8 protein-coding genes are annotated in these 20,416 nt (G+C 44.3%); 7 read left to right on the top strand and 1 reads right to left on the bottom strand.

The features are described 5' to 3' along the window. Positions 1 to 29 precede the first annotated feature (29 nt). Positions 30 to 1,586, bottom strand: a complete 1,557-nt coding sequence (tyrR, locus tag QSH61_RS05505; RefSeq protein WP_010607852.1) for a transcriptional regulator TyrR — start codon at positions 1,584 to 1,586, stop codon at positions 30 to 32. A 290-nt stretch (positions 1,587 to 1,876) separates the two neighbouring features. Here tyrR and QSH61_RS05500 point away from each other — a divergent pair, with 290 nt between their 5' ends. The 7 genes from QSH61_RS05500 to pgsB are packed head-to-tail and all read left to right on the top strand — an operon-like array spanning position 1,877 to position 20,411. Next, a complete protein-coding gene (locus QSH61_RS05500; protein WP_211200929.1) occupies positions 1,877 to 4,081 on the top strand; it encodes a CapA family protein in 2,205 nt (734 codons plus the stop codon). A 14-nt stretch (positions 4,082 to 4,095) separates the two neighbouring features. Then, the gene (locus tag QSH61_RS05495) at positions 4,096 to 6,069 is read left to right on the top strand and encodes a hypothetical protein (RefSeq protein ID WP_206472616.1); all 1,974 of its coding nucleotides are present in this window, start codon (positions 4,096 to 4,098) and stop codon (positions 6,067 to 6,069) included. After that, entirely contained in the window at positions 6,070 to 9,174 is a 3,105-nt protein-coding gene (locus tag QSH61_RS05490; protein ID WP_206472618.1) for a poly-gamma-glutamate biosynthesis protein PgsC/CapC, read from the top strand. It begins immediately after the preceding gene. After that, complete coding sequence (locus QSH61_RS05485) at positions 9,161 to 11,413, top strand: hypothetical protein (protein ID WP_206472620.1); 2,253 nt, start codon at positions 9,161 to 9,163, stop codon at positions 11,411 to 11,413. Before QSH61_RS05490 ends, QSH61_RS05485 begins: the two co-directional genes overlap by 14 nt. Continuing rightward, a complete protein-coding gene (locus QSH61_RS05480) occupies positions 11,400 to 12,152 on the top strand; it encodes a hypothetical protein (protein ID WP_019647400.1) in 753 nt (250 codons plus the stop codon). Before QSH61_RS05485 ends, QSH61_RS05480 begins: the two co-directional genes overlap by 14 nt. Then, the gene (locus QSH61_RS05475; protein ID WP_174170752.1) at positions 12,131 to 16,354 is read left to right on the top strand and encodes a hypothetical protein; all 4,224 of its coding nucleotides are present in this window, start codon (positions 12,131 to 12,133) and stop codon (positions 16,352 to 16,354) included. The genes QSH61_RS05480 and QSH61_RS05475 overlap by 22 nt, the downstream gene beginning before the upstream one ends. Continuing rightward, positions 16,344 to 20,411, top strand: a complete 4,068-nt coding sequence (pgsB, locus tag QSH61_RS05470) for a poly-gamma-glutamate synthase PgsB (protein ID WP_206472622.1) — start codon at positions 16,344 to 16,346, stop codon at positions 20,409 to 20,411. Before QSH61_RS05475 ends, pgsB begins: the two co-directional genes overlap by 11 nt. Positions 20,412 to 20,416 lie beyond the last annotated feature (5 nt).

Raw genomic sequence — 20,416 nt, 5'->3', positions numbered from 1 at the left:
AGGCCACACTCATTGCGTAGCCTTATATATCATACTTTGACTGTTTTTCTATTTATCCCATACTCACGCAGCTTGTTGGCAACGGCTGTGTGGCTTAATCCCAAACGTTTAGCCAGTTGCCTTGAGCTTGGATAAGCGGGGTAAAGCTTGCGCAACAAGGTTGCTTCAAATCTCTTCACGGCTTGATCTAACGTCCCTTCAAAATCAGACTCCAAATAACCTAAGTCATGGGTAAAGGTCGGTAGGTTTAGATGCTCAGTACGAAGCTCTTTATCATCAAGCAACGAAACCGCACGATAAATAGCGTTTTCTAACTGCCTCACATTACCAGGCCACGGGTAATTCTCTAAAAATTCAATGCATTCTCTGGCAAATGTTGGCGCTGGATGACCATTTTGCTGGGCATATTTTTGCACAAAGTGTTCAGCCAAAGGACCGATATCCGCTTTTCTATCTCTCAGCGGTGAAATTTCGAGCGTTAGCACGTTAATACGATAGTAGAGATCTTCTCTAAATACACCTTCTTGAACCATTGCTGGCAAGTCTTTTTGCGTTGCAGCTATGATGCGAACATTGACCTTAACTTCATTCTCATCACCGACTTTTCGGAAAGTACCGTCTTGTAAGAAACGCAGTAACTTAGTCTGTAACTGGGTTGACATTTCACCCACTTCGTCGAGGAATACCGTGCCGCCATCCGCTTGCTCTAATACACCGCGTTTTGGCGCTGCATTTTCTTCATATCCTGCATACCCAAACAACTCGGACTCAGCAACGTCATCAGGCAGCGAAGCACAAGAAAGTGCGATAAAAGGCTTTAATGACCGGTTGGAAGCATAATGACATGCTCTGGCAAGCAGTTCCTTACCAGTACCTGTTTCACCTGTGATCAGAATTGGCGCTTCTAACTGCGCCATTTTTCTGGCTTCACGCACGACTCTACGCATGGCAGTGCTGTGATTATGGATGGTCGCAAAACTTTCTTGTCCATAACGACGAAATGCGCTGACTTGCTGTCCTAATCGCGACTGCGATTTAATGTTAATCACCGCACCGGCTAATACATCGCCTTCAATCCCTTGGGGCACCGAAATTGGCAAAATATCAGCAATAAAATCTTCCCCGCCCACTTCGACACGGGTTGTCTGGCCTAACACCTCTTTACCTTCTAACCAACGAGTAAAGTTAAACCCTTTCAAAAGGTTGTTAATGTTGGCACCGATCACTTCCTTTTCAACCATGTTAAGGTCGCGACAAGCTGCGTCATTGCAATGACGTACCCAGCCTTTAGCGTCGATAGAAATTACACCATCAGGCAACGCACTGAGCAAAGTATTCAGCTCATTATGTTCACGTTCTGACGGTAAAAACGCTGTAGTACGAACATCTTCAACGCCATCGATTAAGCGGATCTCAGGCATAATTTTCTGAAACTGTTCAAATTCGATGGGTGGAAAGCTCACGTACATTCGACAATTTACTGAATCGACTTCTATACCTTTCAAGTCGACACGGTAACTCACCAAGATATTGAGAATTTCTTGGGCAATACCAATACGGTCAGCGCAATGTATCTCTAGACGCATTTGTTCCTCAAAGCGGGTTTTCACAATTGACGAGATCATACTCTAAGAATAGCTGTCCGACTAGAAAAACGTAAAGAATATTGAACAGAATTTTAGCTATCTTCGTAAATTCTTGTCCTATACTAATGAAGAACTGAAAAAAGTTGTTTTTTAAGGCATTTTTCAGCGCTTGTTAAGTTTTTGATTTGGAAACTTACATTCCATTTCAAAGGATTGCAACACATAAAGAGTTACAGATATAATACTAAAGAATTAAATAATGTATCTTTTTTGAAAGCAGGCTGGCCACAATGAAAAAAATCTTAAATGTAGTATTGCTATTTGCACTCACAGCCTGCTCAGTTGAGGACCCAAATGAAACAGGTCCTTCACAAATAGATAAGGATGAAGATAAAAGCCAACAAGATAGGGATAGCGAGACGCCCAATTTAAGCATACTTTTGCACGACACAAATGCAACCCCCATTGCCAATGCTAGCCTCACGATAAATGATCAGTTATTTACCTCAAATAACAATGGTATCTTTGACCTGTCGGCTTTAGCATACGGCGCTTATGTCGCAGAAATATCCCACCCAGATTATTTGCCCTTAGTTTTTACCTTAGCGAATCAAAATAACAATGAGCAGCAGCTCACGCTTGAACTAAAAGCTAAGTCGAGCACGCTAAAAACCTTACTTTTTGCCGGTGATACCATGTTTGGGCGTCGTTATTTCAACCCTGCTCTCATTACTATGGGGAATTCATTGCCCAGCACCCCTGACGGACTTATCCAGCCCCAAAGCGCAGGACCTGATGCCCAAGCCCTAGTGCAGTTTATGCATCCTTTATTTAAACATGTCGATTTCGCTTCGGTTAACTTGGAATCTCCAATCCTAAAAAACCCAACCACGGTCCACCCAAGCAAAGAGTTCGCATTTTTTAGTCTGCCGGAGTCATTAATTGCCCTCAATGATTTGGGTATTGACTATGTAGCACTTGGCAATAACCACGTCTATGACTATCGAGCACCTGGACTGAACGATACCTTGAAGTATGTCGAGCAAGCGGGACTTAAACACAGTGGCGCAGGCACACGTGCGGCAGAGGCATTTAAGCCCTACAGCCTAAGCCTTGGTGAAACAACGATAGACTTTGTGTCTGCGACTTCTATTACAGGCGATCAACATACCGTCACTTATGTGGCATCAGACGCTAAAGGGGGAGCTGCCGATCTAACAGATACCAATGGCATGAAAGAAACGGTGATGCAAGCCAGTACCAACGGCCGCTTTGTTGTGGCTCAGCTCCACGGTGGCGATGAGTATTCATACGCACCAACGGCGTATATTTCAAATCGCTTTGATTTACTTTCCAAAAATGGTGCTAACTTGATGATTGCGCATCATCCTCACGTTGCGCAAGGGTTTGGCTTATACAATGGCGTACCAAGCATACTTGGGCTAGGCAATTTTGTGTTTGAACAAAATCGTCTTGAAACCTTTTTAGGACTGATAGCTGTGGTAGAGTTAGAAACCGCAGGCACACGTAAAATCAGTGCATTAAAAGCCTATCCTGTTTATCTAGAAGACTATGTTCCTAAGTTTGTAAGTGGCGATCTTGCCAATGCCCTACTAAAACGCATCGCTGAATTTTCTTCACCCGAAGTTGGTATCTCATTGCGCTCGGGATTTGCAGAAGTCACCTTTGATAAACCGGTTCAAGCAAAAGCAACCGAGCAAAAAGTCATTACCTTGGAAGCTGGTGAGCATATTGTCGATTTACGCCAATATTCAAGCAGTGCTGAGTTCCTTAGCAAACTCACGGCTAGTGATGCTCAAGCAGAGATTGTGCTTGGACGGGACTTATTGTTCTTTGGGGATTTTGAAGACTGGGACAGCGATAACGAACAGGGGGAAGTCTCTCGTTGGTTAATTGAGGCCGACGATATCGCGCCCTGCTTAGTCGGCAAATATCGTGGCGTACAAGGGCTTTGTCTACAACGAACACAATTTAACGAAACGCCAACGCGTGTGCCGTTCAAACATACAATTCGTACCATGCCGATTACGCCAGCGCCGAGCACGGCACAGGCTTACCATGAGCTCTCGCTCTTTGGTTATGCCAAAGGAGAGAACGCTGGTGAGTTTAAGGCTGATATTCGTATCTTAACATCAGAAGATAGCCTTATCTTTTCTGAGTCAACGCCCCAATTAAAACCTGCAGGTAGTTATGAGTGGCAAACATTTAGACAAGATATTACCTTACCTGACGATTCCGTTGTGCTTGGCGAAGAAGGATTGCCCGCTCGTGGCGTCCAGTTTGGCCTCTCCATGGCGCCACCAAGTAGCGGTGAAAGTGCCTTATTTTTAGATGATATTGCGATGATTTCGTGGCAGCGTCCAGTGCAACTTCAGAGCGCTCAGTGGCAAAGCGAGCAAATTCATGGCTTAGAATTTATTAAAGTAAAAACAACGAAGACGACTGAGCTGACTCTCACTTTCAGCCAGCAATAAGAGAGTGAAAAAGCATGTCGATTTTTAGTCAATTAAACTTTATAAAACGCCAACGTGAGTTTTGGCTATTTATGAGTTTATTCGCTATTTTGTTGATCGCGTCAGCATCAGGCTTATATAAACAGGTAAACCTAATTGGGTTACAATGGTTTTCCAAGCTCAACACCACGCAAGCAACGCAAGTAGTCGTGATTGAAGCGGAAAACTTACAGCAACAACATCAGCAGTTAGCAAAAATACTCTCTGGCTATCAACCAAAAGCCGTTGTGTTCTTTGCAAATACCGAACTTTCGCCACAACAAAACAATGACTCAATTTACTATCCATTCAATACGCAATCGGTTTGTTTATTGGAGACAGAAAATTGGTACGGCAGCGCAATCAGCCTTGCACCACCTGCAGGTGCGTGTGACATATTGTGGGATAAAATATTTCCGCAGCATGGTGAATACCTCAACAAAATCATAGACTACTCGCTGCCTTATTATTCACTACCAAAATTTAGTGCGCAGAGAGTGCTTGATGGTGACTTATTCACCGCACAACTTAGCGAAAAGGTCATCTTAGTTGCTCAGCACTCAAAATTTTCACGCTTGAATAGTAATGCTTATTTTGGTGCGCAAGAACTTCCGCCTGTTTACCTACAAGCATTTATTGCCAATAGCTTTGCATCCGACAGTTTTATCCAACCTTTAAATAAAGTGACAATAATCGCAGTGATGGTACTGGCATCAATATTTTTCTTAGTGGGCTACCAAAGAAATGCGACAAAAACCAATGTAGTCATTGCAGTATTCACCAGCATGTTACTTATTATGTGTGGCATTGCTGCGCATCATTGGTATTCCGTGTTATTGCCGCTTGGTGAGTTGTTTTCCTTGATATGGCTATCGCTAATTTGGGTGTTTATTTCACTGAAGTGGTCAGAAGAGGAAAACTTAAAATCACTGATAGCCCTAATCCAGCAACGTATGATGGGTCGATACTTACCACGACATTTTCTTGAGCATAATGAACCTTGGGATGCAATCATCCAACTTGTAAATCAACAGCTCAACCTGAAAAGAAGTATCTTTCTCACCCGCTTAGAGGGGGACCACAGAGTAACTGAAATACGTGCAATACACTGTCAGCTCAGCGATATCTTAGAGATGCGGAGAGACTACGAGCGAGTACCCTATTCAGATGCAATCAAAGCGTTTGGTGCCATCAAAATTACCCGCCCTTTCTTCCAACATCTAGCGGAAGATGAGCAGCAGTACATCGCCCCCTTAATGTACGCAGGAGATGTTCGGGGTTTTTGGGCGCTAACCGTCACTCCTCAAGACAACTTTGATGAGCAAGCATTTATTAAAAATGTAAATCTCTTTGCGCATCAAATTGGTGAATTATTATTCCACTATAAGGTGTTTGCTGCTGAGCAAAAAAACCTCAAAAGCACACTGATTCGGGCGCTGACTTTTTCTCTAAAGGAGCCACTAAGTCATAAAATCAAAAATGCAATTAGTGAGATGGATCAAAAACTCACCTCACTGGAGCATGTCTTCAACCAGCTTCACAGTGCCAGTATTTTATATAACTTATTTGGCCAAATTGTGCAGGTAAATGAATCTCTTGAACGCTTTGCTAGAGAACATAAGCTGTCTATTTTCGACATGTCCGCCTTAGACTTACTTTGCCGCTGTACCGAGATGGATAGTGAACAAGCTAAAGGAAAGTTGCGCTATTTAACCCTAAAACGTGGCAAAATCGTATTACCTGTGTATTTAGACAATCGAACTTATTTACTAAGCATTCGCGCCTTACTCAAACAATCAACCAGCCTTAACACCAGTACCCCATTTGAAACCAGCGGGGTGTTGTTTGAATTTATCGACCTTGGCGAGCAATTATCTCAACTAGATGATAAAGAAGCTTTTTTAACACACTTGTCAGAGCAGCTTGCGGTTAACGAGCAACTTTTGCCTGAAAAGTGGGATGACGAATAAATGGACTGGACGCTAATGCTATTCCCAAGTGCGGGCGGACTTGGGCAATCCGTTATCACGTGTGTTTGGATAGGCATCGCGGTTGTTGCATTTTTCAATCTTAGGTTTGGCTTCCCGTTAACTGGTTTAGTGGTTCCAGGTTACCTAGTCCCTTTATTTATCGTGAGCCCAACATCGGCTTGGGTGATCATTGTTGAGGCCATTGTTGTTTATGGCTTAATGCGGTTTTTCGCCAAAACACTTGTTGAGCGACTGGGCTATGCAGAAATGTTTGGCCGTGACCGATTTTTTGCCATCGTTTTGTTAAGCATTATTGTTCGAGTTACCATGGATGTGCTGTTTTGGCCGCTGGTCGCCGCGTACTTAACACAATGGGACATCACTTTTGATTACGCCGCACAGCTGTATAGCCTCGGGCTGATTATCATCGCATTGACCGCCAATGTGATGTGGAATGGCGGCTTTAAATATGGCATAAAAGTCACCGCTATTCAGTTGGTTGTTACCTATATCATCATTCGTTTTGGATTGATGACGTTTACCAACTTTAGCATTGCCAATCTTGCCGTCATGTACGAAGCTGTTGCGGCCTCAATTATTGCAGCCCCTAAAGCTTATATTATCTTGGTGATCACCGCTTTTATCGCATCAAGGGCTAATTTAAAGTACGGCTGGGAATTCAATGGCATTATGCTGCCAGCGCTGCTAGCACTGCAGCTGATGCAACCCACAAAGCTGCTCACATCATTCGTAGAAACAGCGATTATTTTAGTCTTTGGATATATAGTCTTAAACTTTACTCGTTTAAAACACGCCAATATCGAAGGCGCGCGGCTCATGCTGCTGTTTTTTAATATCGGCTTTGTCTACAAACTGATTTTAAACTATGTCGTCGTCGGTTACTTCCCAACCTTAAAAGTGACCGATACCTTTGCTTTTGGCTACATGCTATCGACCTTACTTGCCCTTAAAATTTACCAAAAAAATGCGCTAGGCCTTGTGATCCGCGCAACTTTTCAAACCTCAATTGTTGGTGGCTTTATCGCCATCTGTATTGGTTTTGCAATTATGGTCATTCCAAGCCTATTCGTACAAAGTAATACATTAGCGATAAATGAATCAGCCCGCGATTTAACACTCAGCCAAGTGATCAGTAATTACAAGAGCCAGCTGTATACTCAAAATGCCGCTAACGTTAATGTCAGTCAATATGTGACCGAGCAGCAACGTAGTCACTTTAAACAAGCAATTAGGTTGCTTAAGCAGGATAGTGAGTCACACTATGCCGAAGCCGCCACCTTACTGCGCCAAGCCGACTTTTCTTTGCAGCGTACGACACAATTTTTAGTAATAAAAGACAATCAACAAGATCATAAACGCGGTCTGTTTATCATTAATTTAGCTGCTCAAAAAGCCCATATCATCAGCGTCCCCTACCCCACTGCAGAGCGGCTTGCCAGTGAGGCTGGTGGGATATTGTTTTCCTACTGGCAAAGCCAGGCAATGGCGTTTGGCAATGCGCGACCTAACCAAAGTGGCGATAAGAACGGTAAACAAAGCGAGTTCTACAGTGACTTTTTTATGGCGATGGATATTCCAGAGGTCGTCCAACTCAGAGAAATTAATCGGCAAGTAAGCCAATTGATGCACCAACACAGTTTAAAAGAAGACGCACAGATGTGGATATTTAACAGTGTGCCAAGCTCAGTGCAACAATCTGAACTTGCTACCTTGTTTAACATCAACGATGCACACTTTGGTCTCGCGGCAAATGCGCCTTTACCTTACAGCCAATTCCATGGACAGATGATTGAGGCGTATTTAAGCTCGGATAGCTATTCGTCGTTGCTAAGCGCATATGGCCTGCAACGCATCGACAAAGACATAGATAAAATAAGCACAAGCGATGAGAGCATACAGGCACTTATTGAAGCATTTTCAAGTCACATTAGCGCCAAAGGCAGCGGTGCATTTAGTGCACTGAGCGATACCAGTGCTGCATTATGGGAATATGAAGTGTTAAGGCCGTTATTTGCTATCACCCAAAACCTTGAGATAGTAACAACGCCAGAAACGCTTGAGGTAAGGCTGAGTCAGATAAATCGCGTAGCAAACCTATTACAGTACCAATTAACTTTAGTTGAAAATAATCAAGGGCAATTCGTTGCGCTTTCTCCTTTAGATACCAAATCTGCCTATGATTTGGGTCAAGGGGTGTACTTTATTGCCTTGCTGGCTAAACCATCCCTCACCATTGCGGTGCCTAGACCACTCTTTGAAAGTAACACGCTGGAGTTCTCTGGGCAGTTGTTTACGGCCACCCATGCAAAGTTACTGGCAATCGCTGGTGCTCATCCGTATACCAGCATAGATGCAAATGTAATGGCAGCCGACAACGTGCGGTCATTATTTAATGTGGTGTATCAAAGTGCACAGCGCTACTTTTATGACAACCCCTTACTTAATTTACAGATCCGCAGTCATAGCGCGCCTGCAAGCATCAGACCTTCAGCGCTTGCGTACCAATTTACAACGCCTAACCCTATTCATAATGACACCATTGCTACACTACAAAGGGTGCTAGCTGATCTTGGTGTTAATACTCAAACCGTTTCAGGACAACAAGCAACCAGAGGCTTAGAACTCGGTACCACACCACAGTCGGGATATCAGCTGTTCGCACCAAAAAGTGAGTTAGCGGCACTGTGGTTGGCATCGGATTTTAAATCGCACTTTGCCATTACCAACGATGCTTTATTGCAACGCCTTTTAGCCGTTGCACACACACCTAGGCTCAAAGTAATCGATTTGCTTACTCTCTCTCCAAATGATTGGCATGAAGCCAGTGCGCAATTTATTGACGCACTTAAAGTGGCCACAGGGCGCTATGCCACCACCCAACATTTACCTGTGCTCCAAGCACTTTGTCAGTTTGAAAGCCAGTGTAAAATAAGCGCCTTTAGCACGCATAGAAATGGTGAGCTGGGATTAATGTTTACCCGAGATAACGCACTGCTCGCGCTATACTTACCAAGAAGAAATCGCGTTATTGATTTAGCCACTTATGCAAAAGCGGTTCATGAGGGGCGTTATGTACTGGATTAAGCAGATATTACGATTTGCTATTTTTACGGCTTTGCTGCTACTTTTTGTTTGGTTCGCCGTCACTTTATTTGTGTGGGTAAAATCGGCGGAGCCTTCAAATACCTCGACCTTGTTTAATATTCGCTCCAATGTTCATTGGCTAAAAACCGACAGTGCACTGAAGTTTTCCTTTTCTCCGTCTCGGACCATGTCTGTTCGGGTGTTGTCCAATGGGATATTCGAATCGCAACCACTGGATGATCAGCCTGTCAACTATGCTATTGAATATCAGTTACTTGATGCAAAAGGAGCGATTATTTATCGCGGTACTTATCATCATGCAGCTAAAGCTGCCTCGAACGACTTTCAGCAACAGGTAAAACAGATCATTGAAAACCGTGAAGCGTTGGCCGTGGCGTCTGGACAATCCTTTTATTTAAATCGTGAAGAGTTACAACAGGCTGCAACCATCACGTTAAAGCTAATACCAGAAAATGCTCAGCTTAAAGGCGTGGTGGTACGTGTCCATGCTCAAACCAGTAACAGTATTGTCGACCCCGCCAAAGCATGGCTGAAAAGGCCAACCGAATGGCGTGAACGCATGACGAATTACCACACCATAGGTGAAAACGCCTTAACCAACGAAGAAAAATACAATTCGGTCATGTTAGATTGGCAAAAGCTAGCACCACAGGGCGTGCCTAACATCGACTTTCGTGCTGACTTGTTATACGAGTCACTGCCCTACAATGTGCTTAATCATGATTTCTCGACCCAGCTAGACTTAGATAGTTTGTTTATTTCTGAGCAGCTAAGCGCAAGTTTTCGCGTCTATGAACACACTGAATATTTATTAAGCCATTCCGAGAATGCAAATCTTACTTTTGTTTGGCACGATTTACGCCAACTCAACGCGCCAAAGCGACTAACTCCTGAGATGCTAGCCACTACCCAATCTAGACTGAGCAACTTACCTACAGGCCTTGTTACCATTAGCGCAAACGCCCCCACCAGCATTCGGGTATTTAGCAATGGCGTCGACCCTATAGTCCCGCTGCATAGTTATTATTATATGCTCAACGCGCAAACGCCGGTTTACTATCAAGTCTCTCCTAAAAGCGATATCGCTTTAGAGTGGCGCGCGCCCATGGGCAGCACTCTCTCTGTGAGCCTCTATAACAACAATGAGCGGATCAAGGACTACGTTTTTACCGCAACGGCGGAGCAAGCTTTGTTCGATAGACTGATAACTGAAACCACGGAGCGACAAACCTTACCAACCGCAGAGAAGCGTTATTTGGCAATACCAGATAACGTTAATCAAATCAAAATTGAAGCCGAAGATGCGATGGTGAAGCTGCAAGCCCGCAGCCCAACATTTAATTACCTGAGCCATCGTTGCTACCCAGTGTGTGACCCTGAAAGTCCAATTTATCAAGGTATTGACGCATGGTTTAGCCAAAAGGCCGACAACCATTACCTCTTTCACACACAAAAGCAGATAGCATCGGTGCGCTTATTTGAAGCGCCACCAGAAGTACCTGAGTTGCTGCCTCAATACCGCTCCAAAGACTTAGATCAGCTTTTAGCTGTATCGGATATCGCGTTGGTGCCCATTGAGCAAGCTTACTTTGATAACTCAGTACCGCAAATGGAGTTTGAATATCGTCAGGTAGCCAAATCTGCGCTCTTTAAGCTCGGTGAAGCAACAAGCTACCCAAGCAGTGTGATTGTGAAGCAAAAGCGTAAACCAACACTATTTGAAGTTCCGCTAAACAGCTTACAAATAGAGGAGTTAGCTAATACCCAAGCACTTTTCATCAATCAAGGGATCCCAAGAACCGTGCGGAAGATCCGCCTGTACAAAGTAGCGAAAGCAACGCCACTCACTGTTGCTGTTAGAGAGGATAACTTGCAACCTATCGCTTTGGTCGTCAAAGTGTTTAGTGCCGACCCTCAAGATGAAATTACGGTAGCAACCGCTCTGGATAGCACTAAGGTAATCACCCCAAGCGATGAATACACCATTTTAGCTAAACACTTTGTACTACATCTAAACCCAGCACAAACGAGGATGTTTTTTAACCCTAATCACGCGGAGCTGTACGAGTACCCAAGTATTACTTTGCCGCTGTTTCAAGACTTAACATCGCCTAAAACCATGACGCTTAACTTTTCACATGATGTTTGGATAAGTGTACTAGAGGAAAATGAACAGCCTGATGCAACATTAAACTGGTGGCAAGATGAGACACCTTAGTCGCTACGCACTTTACATTACATTGTGCCTGTCATTGAATGTTAACGCTGCGATTCCCGACAGCAGCAAAATGGCGCAATGGTTTAACCAACCTGTAGCGCTCGATGGCTGGCAATTTACGCACCAAGCAGAGCAATTTACACTGACGCCAAAGCCTCAAAGTGACGCGCACGGCGAAGTCACGTATGCGCCAACGCATCGGCCTTGCGTGGTATCTGTTCCACATCGCTTTCATGATAAACATACGCTGACCATTGGTGAGCACATTTTCCAGCACAGTTGCCAAGTGTTACTGAACAACACAAAACACAGATACGATAACAATGACACTGGTAAAACCTATGATTACGCCAAGCAACCTCACAATATTCACGCGTCAGCTATCATAGCTTTTACATCTTTACACCCAATAGCAAAAGTGTTCCAAATACATGGGTTTAGTCAGAAGAAGCGAAAAACCGACGCCGGTAAACTAAGCGAAATAATTTTAAGCCAAGGCAAAACAAATGACGACACACTATGGAAGTTGAAGTCTTGTCTTGTTAAGCAAGGTTATCGGGCGCTGATTTACCCTCAAGAAGTGCAAGAACTTGGCGGGACGCAAAATATCATGCATCAGCTTGCGCTTCCTGAATATAGCTTTATCCATATTGAGCTAAGCTATCAAACAAGAAAGCAATTAATTAATAACAATCAACAACTAGAGCAGTTTACTAAATGCGTGCAATCACTTTTATAATGACACTACTGCTGTTTGCAACGATATCCCGAGCCAATGAGGTAGGGATACAGACGGCTGCCCAATGGATTGATCTGTCACGTATGCAATTTATCCAAGCCAATGCTAACAAGCACTTTGCACCGCAGCAAAAAGCGTGGCTGTTTTTGCCAAGTCACGCGTGGTTAGTCACAACGCCAAGTGCCCTCGACACATTCGAATTTTTTGCGGGGCAAACCCCAGAGCTACGACGTGCCATTCCAACATCCGATTGGTTATGTATTCAATCCCGCTGCCAACTGAGTGCAATAGCACAAAACCGCTTAATTCAGGTTGCTTACACCGGTGATAACGCTCAATCTCTCGCGCTTTGGCAAGGCAGCATGCATAGCCACAGAGATCCGTATCGAAGAGCACTTAGACTGCCAGGGCTTGACGACCAAACACTGCAATTAGCGCAAGATACAGAGCGCTGGTTTCACCTACAACCTACACAAATGACAAGCTTGTTCTTTGAGCACGCCAAAAAGCTCAAACTAGAAGTTCGAAAAGATCTACACGCGATTGCGCAAAATGGTACTGTCACAATTAAAGTCAACGGTGAGGTTATAAGCACCATTGCAATATCAGACATCCAAGCGGATGAGTACCTTGAGCCTAAAGTCGGCTTGTCTAACCAAGATTATATTGCTGTCCCGCAAGGTAGTTATCTCACTATCACAACATCGGTGCCTGCCTACCTTAACTTACTACAAATGCACCGTGGTATTTACGACGATAATGCAGGAATAAAGCAGCAAGAGTCGCTATTTAGTCCGTATTGGAATAAACAGCTGAACGAGCAGCTCAGCGCCCTTTACATGAATGGTGATACTTCTCCACTCACTTTTAACGCTTCTGACACGGCGTTAGCGGTCAAACGTAAGCAAATGCTTAACGATATTGCCTCTACGGTGTATTTTTTAACGCCAAGCTCCCCTCAACCGCTCACTCATCATGTTGCGATAAGTGGAGTAACACTGGGCAGCCGCAGCGCCGCTGGGCAAGTGCTGCTCACTTCAAGCGCTCAGCGAGTCAATTACATTACATCGCCTCAGCCACTGAAGTATCATCTTGAGAACATACTGAGAATTGATAATGCAATTACCTTGTATGTTCGAGCAAGAACGCCAGAACGCTTAACCATCACCAGCGAGCATGGCCAACATACGCTGCTTGTTGCGCCTAGCAGTCATTTTCAAAGACTTACCCTACACATGAATCCAGCATCCAAAGTTGTGATGATTGAAGGGGCTAAGCAAGCGCTTGATATCGCTGTAGCAATAAACCGCTTACAACCATTTCCCGACTTCTTAACCATGACGCAAGAAGCGCTAGGCCAAGGGTCATTGATTCAAGGTCTGCTGGCAAGAAGCAAACAAAATCGAGCGGACACTTACTATTTATCTCTAAGCGGGCTGAGTGCACCGGAACTAAGTGTTAAGACAGACAGCCACGGCCAGTTTACCGCCACCAAAGTGCTTGCGGAGCTGCAAATCGTAGCAAAGACCAAACCACTCATGGCACTTGCGAAACTGAAGCCGTATTTGAGTGGGCATAGTGAGCAAGTTGCGTTAATGGCTTGGCAACTGAATATTACTATTTTGACTCAGCTAGAACGCAGTGGAAACGCCGAGGTATTACTAAAATCACTGCTAAAAAGCACCGCTCAATCTTTAAGAGAGTACGCTGCCAATGAACTACTCACGAGATATTTAGCACAGAATGAATATATCCAAGCTAGCCTATTATGCGCTGCCCACGAAACTGATATCACGCAATATCAATGCGATGATATCCTGTTGACGTACCTGCTTGACTCTGGGCTTCAGCAAGAAGCGCTGTGGACAAGCCAGCAAATGGCATTAACACCAAAACAGGCCGAACAAGTCGCGGCAATTCAAACAAACGAACTGACCCAGCCTCAATACAGCCTTAATCACTATGACCTACAAGCCGTGGAGTCACTGGATAATCAAACTGAGCTGTACCCGCTAGGTTCAGGTAAACCCATCAAACTGGTTGCTAAAACGCCTTTGACGGTCAAGCTAAGTGCACGTGCTGCGTACCAAGGACAAGAATACAAAAATACTCAATGGCTGCTATATGAACACAACGCCAAAACCCGGATTTTACCCATATTTAGTGATATTGCAGCAAACTTGCAATTGCAGCCACAAGCGACTCGATTATCTGTTGCATCGCAGCAATATATTCAATTAGCGGCAAATGAAAGCCTCACACTTTTCAGTAGTAATGAGTTGTTTGTAGAGATCCGGGTGCAACCAGAAACCGCTAACACTCCGGCTTTTGCAGATAAGTCTGCGCACTTGGTTAGTAGCACTGATGCGAACATAGCAGATGAGCTCAGTGCTAAAGAAATTGCGATAAATGCCTTGTATCAATTGAGTCAGCAAACATTGTCTAACGAAAGCTACAACAGGGTCCTTCAACGTCTGCACCCGAGTTTATCGGATGATGCCGTTTTAACCGATTTATATGCCCGCTTGATGCGCTATGGTCAATGGCTTGCTGCGGAACAATACACGAGTTATGTGGGCACACAAAAGGTAAAAGTTGATACGCTTGCGGCGCAAAGCGTTGGTGACCAGATCACCGCACACCTCACAGAAAATCAGCCGTCAGGCTTGCCACTCAGAGCAAACGAAATACTGACTATTGATTTTTCTGAGTATCAACAAGTTCAAGTAAGAGTAAAGTTTGCATACTCTGCTGCCAAGCAAATCGTGGCACCGCCTGCTAATGTAGAGCTGGTGGGGCCAAGTCAAAGTGATGTGATCTCGCTGCAGTCAACGCAACCGCTCTATTACGGCATTAAACAAGTTGAGACGCGACAAGGACTATTGCAATTGCGTTGGCTCAACCCTTTATCGGGGCAAAGCGTTAGCGTACGTCCGCAATACTTTGGCCAAGGTCAATGGCATGATATCCCCTTGGATACGAGGCAGATTTTTTATCGCTCTGATAAAACAACCCCAATCACGGCGAAATTAACTAGAGATAGTCTGATTAAAATTGAAACCTTTGCCGATGGTATTAGAAATGAAGCCACCTATTTTCACCCGGCAGGACAAGTCTCACTAACCGGCCAACAACAGCAAACGTTAGCACGCATGTCTATCTGGACGTTAAGTCCAACTTTGCATCGCGTTAACCTAGTACCTGAAGTGCCAATGTTCTTAAAAGCCAAACAACAGTTAACACCAACAAATGCTGAGCCCAAATTTCAGCAAGCTCGTATTGAAACTGATGAAAGTCGCACTGGCGTCGAAGGATTTTTGAATATTGATAGCGACGACATTGTGCAAACAACGGAGCCTAGCCCTAGCCGTACTACACTCGATTTAGGTTTATCGTTGAGAGTGAAGGATGAGAATAACTGGTACCGCATCGATACTTTCTACACGATGGATAATCATCACCAAGACACCTTCTCTATCAATGGTCAATACGATTGGCTCTCGCAGCAGTCGAACTGGTTTGCAGAAGCGAGGGTGCGTAATCGTTGGCAGGATGCAACGGCTATCAGTGAAACCCATTTAAGCTCTAGTATTTCGGCAAAGTTTGGCCAAATTCACCGTTATAACAGCGGTTTTAGAAGCATTTGGTGGTGGCAGCCTTTTTACACTTACACCAGTATCAGCAAGGACGAATTTATTGCAGATGAGCAAATTGGCCCTGATATGTACACCTTTTACCGTAATAATCATAAGCACGGCTGGCAAGCGCATGCTGGGCTGCGCTATCAGCCTTGGGTTGATAGTTACTTCAGCTCCGGCGTTACACTGACGTCAAATCAAGATTGGCAAACGCTCGACAATGCACTGTTTTCATTTGATTGGTATCAATTTTATCAAGGCCATATTTTCCACGCCGGATTAACATCAAGCTATGTATTTGCCGATCAGAACCGTCCTAATCCAACATGGCAATACTTAACTCAATTGGGTTGGCAAACGGGTTTTGACTTTAGTCATAACACCGCGGGTTGGTTAGGTGTAACTTGGACTCAAGACTGGTTTAACAATACCCATCAGGTTGGGCTACAAGTACGTTTAGGCAATTTACAGCAAACCGCTTTTGCCCCCTATGCTCACGATGAAATTATTTTTGAATCGTTACAGCTAAGTCATTTATTAGAGCAAGATTTACATGAGCGTTGAAGCCTTAAAGAGTCAATTAGAAGCCCTATTTTTTGCCGAAACTGAAAAGTTTTGGCTGAACTTGTATCAACATAAATACAGTGCGTTGATCGACGAATTGTGCGCATGGGAACTCATTTACAATCGCCCTGAAAACGAGGATGAAACCGACTGGCTGGTACTTCAATCTATCGCCTTTTTGCGGCATAAAATTGAGACCCTACATGAGCAAATTTTGCTGCTCGAGGTATCCCACACCGGATTTGTACAGCGTATCGCTAAGTCTGAATTTGCCAGCGAAAAAGAGCTACATATTATCGCCTATGCTCAAGAACTTGGCACCACTAAAGTCGCGTTAGAACAAGATAAAAAAGCATTTTCGCGATGGTTTGACGAAGGCGCTGTAGTTGCTCGATATCAACATCAAGTTGCCACGATAGAACAGCAAGTTAAGTTTTTAATTGCCAAACTTGGCGCCTTAACTAACCGATATTTACGTGCTCACCACGATACTCTAGAAAATGCTTGGCAACGTTTGGATTTGCAGCCATTTTGCTTAAATTTACTCGCCCATAGCCAAAATCAACATATTCGTCATGGCTTGATCCGTGCACTAGTCAATATGGTCGCAACCTTAAACAACTATGAAGTCGACTCGGAATTAGACGCAGAGCTTATCGCCAAACTTATTGAGTTGCTTGAGTCTGACAATATGCCCTATCAAGCCACCGTCGATATTCTAGAGATCTTAATACATCAACGCCCCACCTTTATTCGTGCCTACATGTGGGCTTTGCTTGAAGAAGCGAACGACATTGAAAATAGTCAGCAAGTTGATGCCGAAGTACTCTATATTTTGAGTATCTTTCCTAAAATTATTGTCAGCCAGCCACAGCTTACAGAAAAAGATCTCAATATGCTTTGTGCACTCAGCGAGCACACCTTGCCCAGAGTGCGCCAAGTTACGCTAGAGTTTGTCGAGTTTTATCCCACATCCTTTGCACAAGAGTTAATCGCCAAACGGTTTGAGCAAGAAAGTGAAAATGCCGTACTTTTCACCTTGATAAAACAGTTATCCGCAGACCGCTTTTGCCAGCAGGACTTTGCATTTTTACTGTGGCAACGTGTGCTAACAGGCGACTTTAGTATGCAGCTCAAGCGCTTAGCGCTTGAGCAAAGCGCACGTATTATGCTGAATATGCAACTTGAATCAAATCAAGCCGAACTCTGCTTCAAACGGTTTATTGATACCTTAAATGACTGCTTATCGAACGAAACAAACATCGCCGTTTGCCGTTATATCACCAGAGCCAGGGAACAGCTAGGTAGCTTCTATCATCAAGCCATCATCGCGCAGCTCAACGCTTCTCTTGAAGCCAATGAACAAAGTGACGCACTGGCAACTTGGTCTCGTGATGAACTGGGTCGCTCACTTTCTTATATTGCACAGCGCGGTCAAAGTCTTAATGCCTCAAAAACAAAAGCTGGCTGGCGTATCCAACAAGGCTATCGCCAAGCAAGAAGGTTGTGGCGAGTAATACACGAAATAAGACAACCAAGTACCGATAAACGTCAAAGCTATTCTCATACCAAAGCGAAAAAGCCCAGCGTGTCGATCCACGTCCCTAGCTGCACTACCGCGGAAATTAGCGAAACAAAAGTGCCGGGGGAGTTGCTCTTTAATATCGCCGAACAAACGAGTCGACCACATTTACCATTACTCGACTTTTTGCTAAGTGTACTGACTAATGACCACAGTAAAGAAGACGCCAAAACCTATACGCCGGATGGTATTTTAGCCGTTACTCCGCCATCAACTTTGTGGCGACGCCTTAAAGCGTACTGGACCATAACATGGCAGTTTGCAGAGCTAGACCGCTTACGAAAAGGCAACGAACTTGAGCAAGGTAAGTATTTGGATGCACTTAACACGCTGGGGTTTTCGCTACGCTTTAGTGCCTATGGCGACATCGCAAAAACGCCCTTTCCTGTCGCGAAAGACATTCAGCAACTTTATACTCGCTCTGGTGTCACCTCAGCGCTACTCACCATTTGGAGCAGTTTTAAAGAATACGTCGATGCCATTTATCAAAATAGTATTTCGCAGCTGGTTTTCTTTGTACTGGCATTTATTAGCTACTTTTGGACTCGGCATATTTATGTCAGTAAAAGAATAAAACAAAATCGAAAACACATTCCGGTGTCCATTGGCGGCTGGGGAACGCGAGGAAAATCAGGAACCGAGAGGCTGAAGTCGGCTTTATTTAGCAGTTTGGCGCTGAGAGTCGTGAGCAAGACCACGGGCTGTGAAGCAATGCTTATCTATTCAAAAATTTCTGGTGAGCAATATGAGATCCCACTATTTCGGCCTTTCGACAAAGCGAGTATTTGGGAGCAAGCTGATGTGCTACATTTTGCAAAGCAGGTAAAAGCGGACGTTTTCCTGTGGGAATGTATGGGCCTGACTCCGAGATATGTAAAAATTCTAGTGCGCTGGATGAAAGATAACTTCGCCACCATTACTAATGCCTACCCAGATCATGAAGATATTTTAGGCCCAACAGGCTTGGATGTAGCAAAAGAGATGTCTGCCTTTTTGGGTTACAACACCCAAGTGTTCACCGCCGAGCAGAATATGGCTTCAGTACTCAACTTGGCGGCGGAGCAAAAAAACACGTCACTCATTCAGATTCATTGGGGTGATGGGTATCAAATAACGCCTGACATTCTCGCAAAATATCCCTATGTTGAGCATCCGGATAACATCGCCTTAGTCTGCAAAATGGCGCAATATATTGGCATCAATAAAGACTATGTGTTCAAAGAAACGGCTTCTAGGGTTATTCCCGATGTTGGCGTGCTTCAGCAGTTTACGACTGCAAAGATTGGTGCAATCAGTCAAAGCTTTATCAACAGCATGTCTGCCAACGAACGCCTAGCAACGATAGAAAATTGGAAACGCTTAAACATCGTCGAACAGGGAAAGCAGGCGCAAATTGTTGCATTAATTAATAATCGTAACGACCGTGTAGCGCGCTCGCAAGTATTTGCGAACATTCTGGCCAATGATCTGCATTTTGATGCCATTGTGGTGATCGGCACCAATATCGATGGCTTCTTTAAGTACTTTATGGTTGCACTGGAAAATCTCTTACACAGTATTTTCAGCAATAACGACCACAACGCACTGCGCGATTTACTCAGGCGCCTTAGGCTCACATTATCGCGAGATGCGCTGATCGCATCATTAAATACTACGACAGACAAGCTACCTGAGTCTGCGTTTTCAAGCCTCGACTCGCTGCAGTCGCAACTTAATAATGAGGACGACACACATCACCCTACTCTAAAGCGTTTTGAAGCGTGGACAATTGCCCAGTCGCTTTTGGAAGTTGAAGACCTGAGCACTAGGCTTTCGCAAACCGCAGCGCTTGCAGAGCAACTTGCCTCTCTCAAATGTACGTTAGTGCATGATAGCGACATCAAGCCTGATGCCTTAAACCAAATCATCGCAAAACAAGCACTGCCAAATGAACACCAAATTATCGTCGGCATGCAAAATATCAAAGGCGCGGGACTGGGCTATGTTTACATGTGGCAAAAGTGGCAGTTGTTTAATCAGCATTGCGAGCGTCTGAGCCACCGCAGCGTGACACAAACTGAGTTTAGAAATGGCTTAAGTAGAATTTTACAACAAGAGGAACTCAGCGCGATTGAATGCCAATACTTAGCTAACAAGCTCGACTTGTTCGAAGCGTTGCCCAATGCCCAAAGCGAATTTAGCCAAGCCGAATTAACGCAAATAAAGCGCAAACTAGAGCAACAAATACAACGCTTAGGAAGTAAAGATAATACCCGAGTTCGCTCGCCGCTAACACGCTTTTTGAATAAATTGGTCGAGTCATTTTTAGATGCCGGCGCGGCGGTAAAAAGAAAGAAAATAGCAGTTCAGGTATACAAAGATATCGCCGACTTTAGGATCACAATAGAAAAGGCAACCCTTATTTTAAGTGAATTAAATCGTTCGCAAAAACCAGGATGGTTGAAGTTACAAAATGGTAAGCGCCGCAAAAAATAGCTCGG

It is taken from the genome of Pseudoalteromonas sp. JC3 (assembly GCF_030291895.1).
GTDB lineage: Bacteria > Pseudomonadota > Gammaproteobacteria > Enterobacterales > Alteromonadaceae > Pseudoalteromonas.
This window is presented reverse-complemented; position numbering and strand designations above follow the sequence as displayed.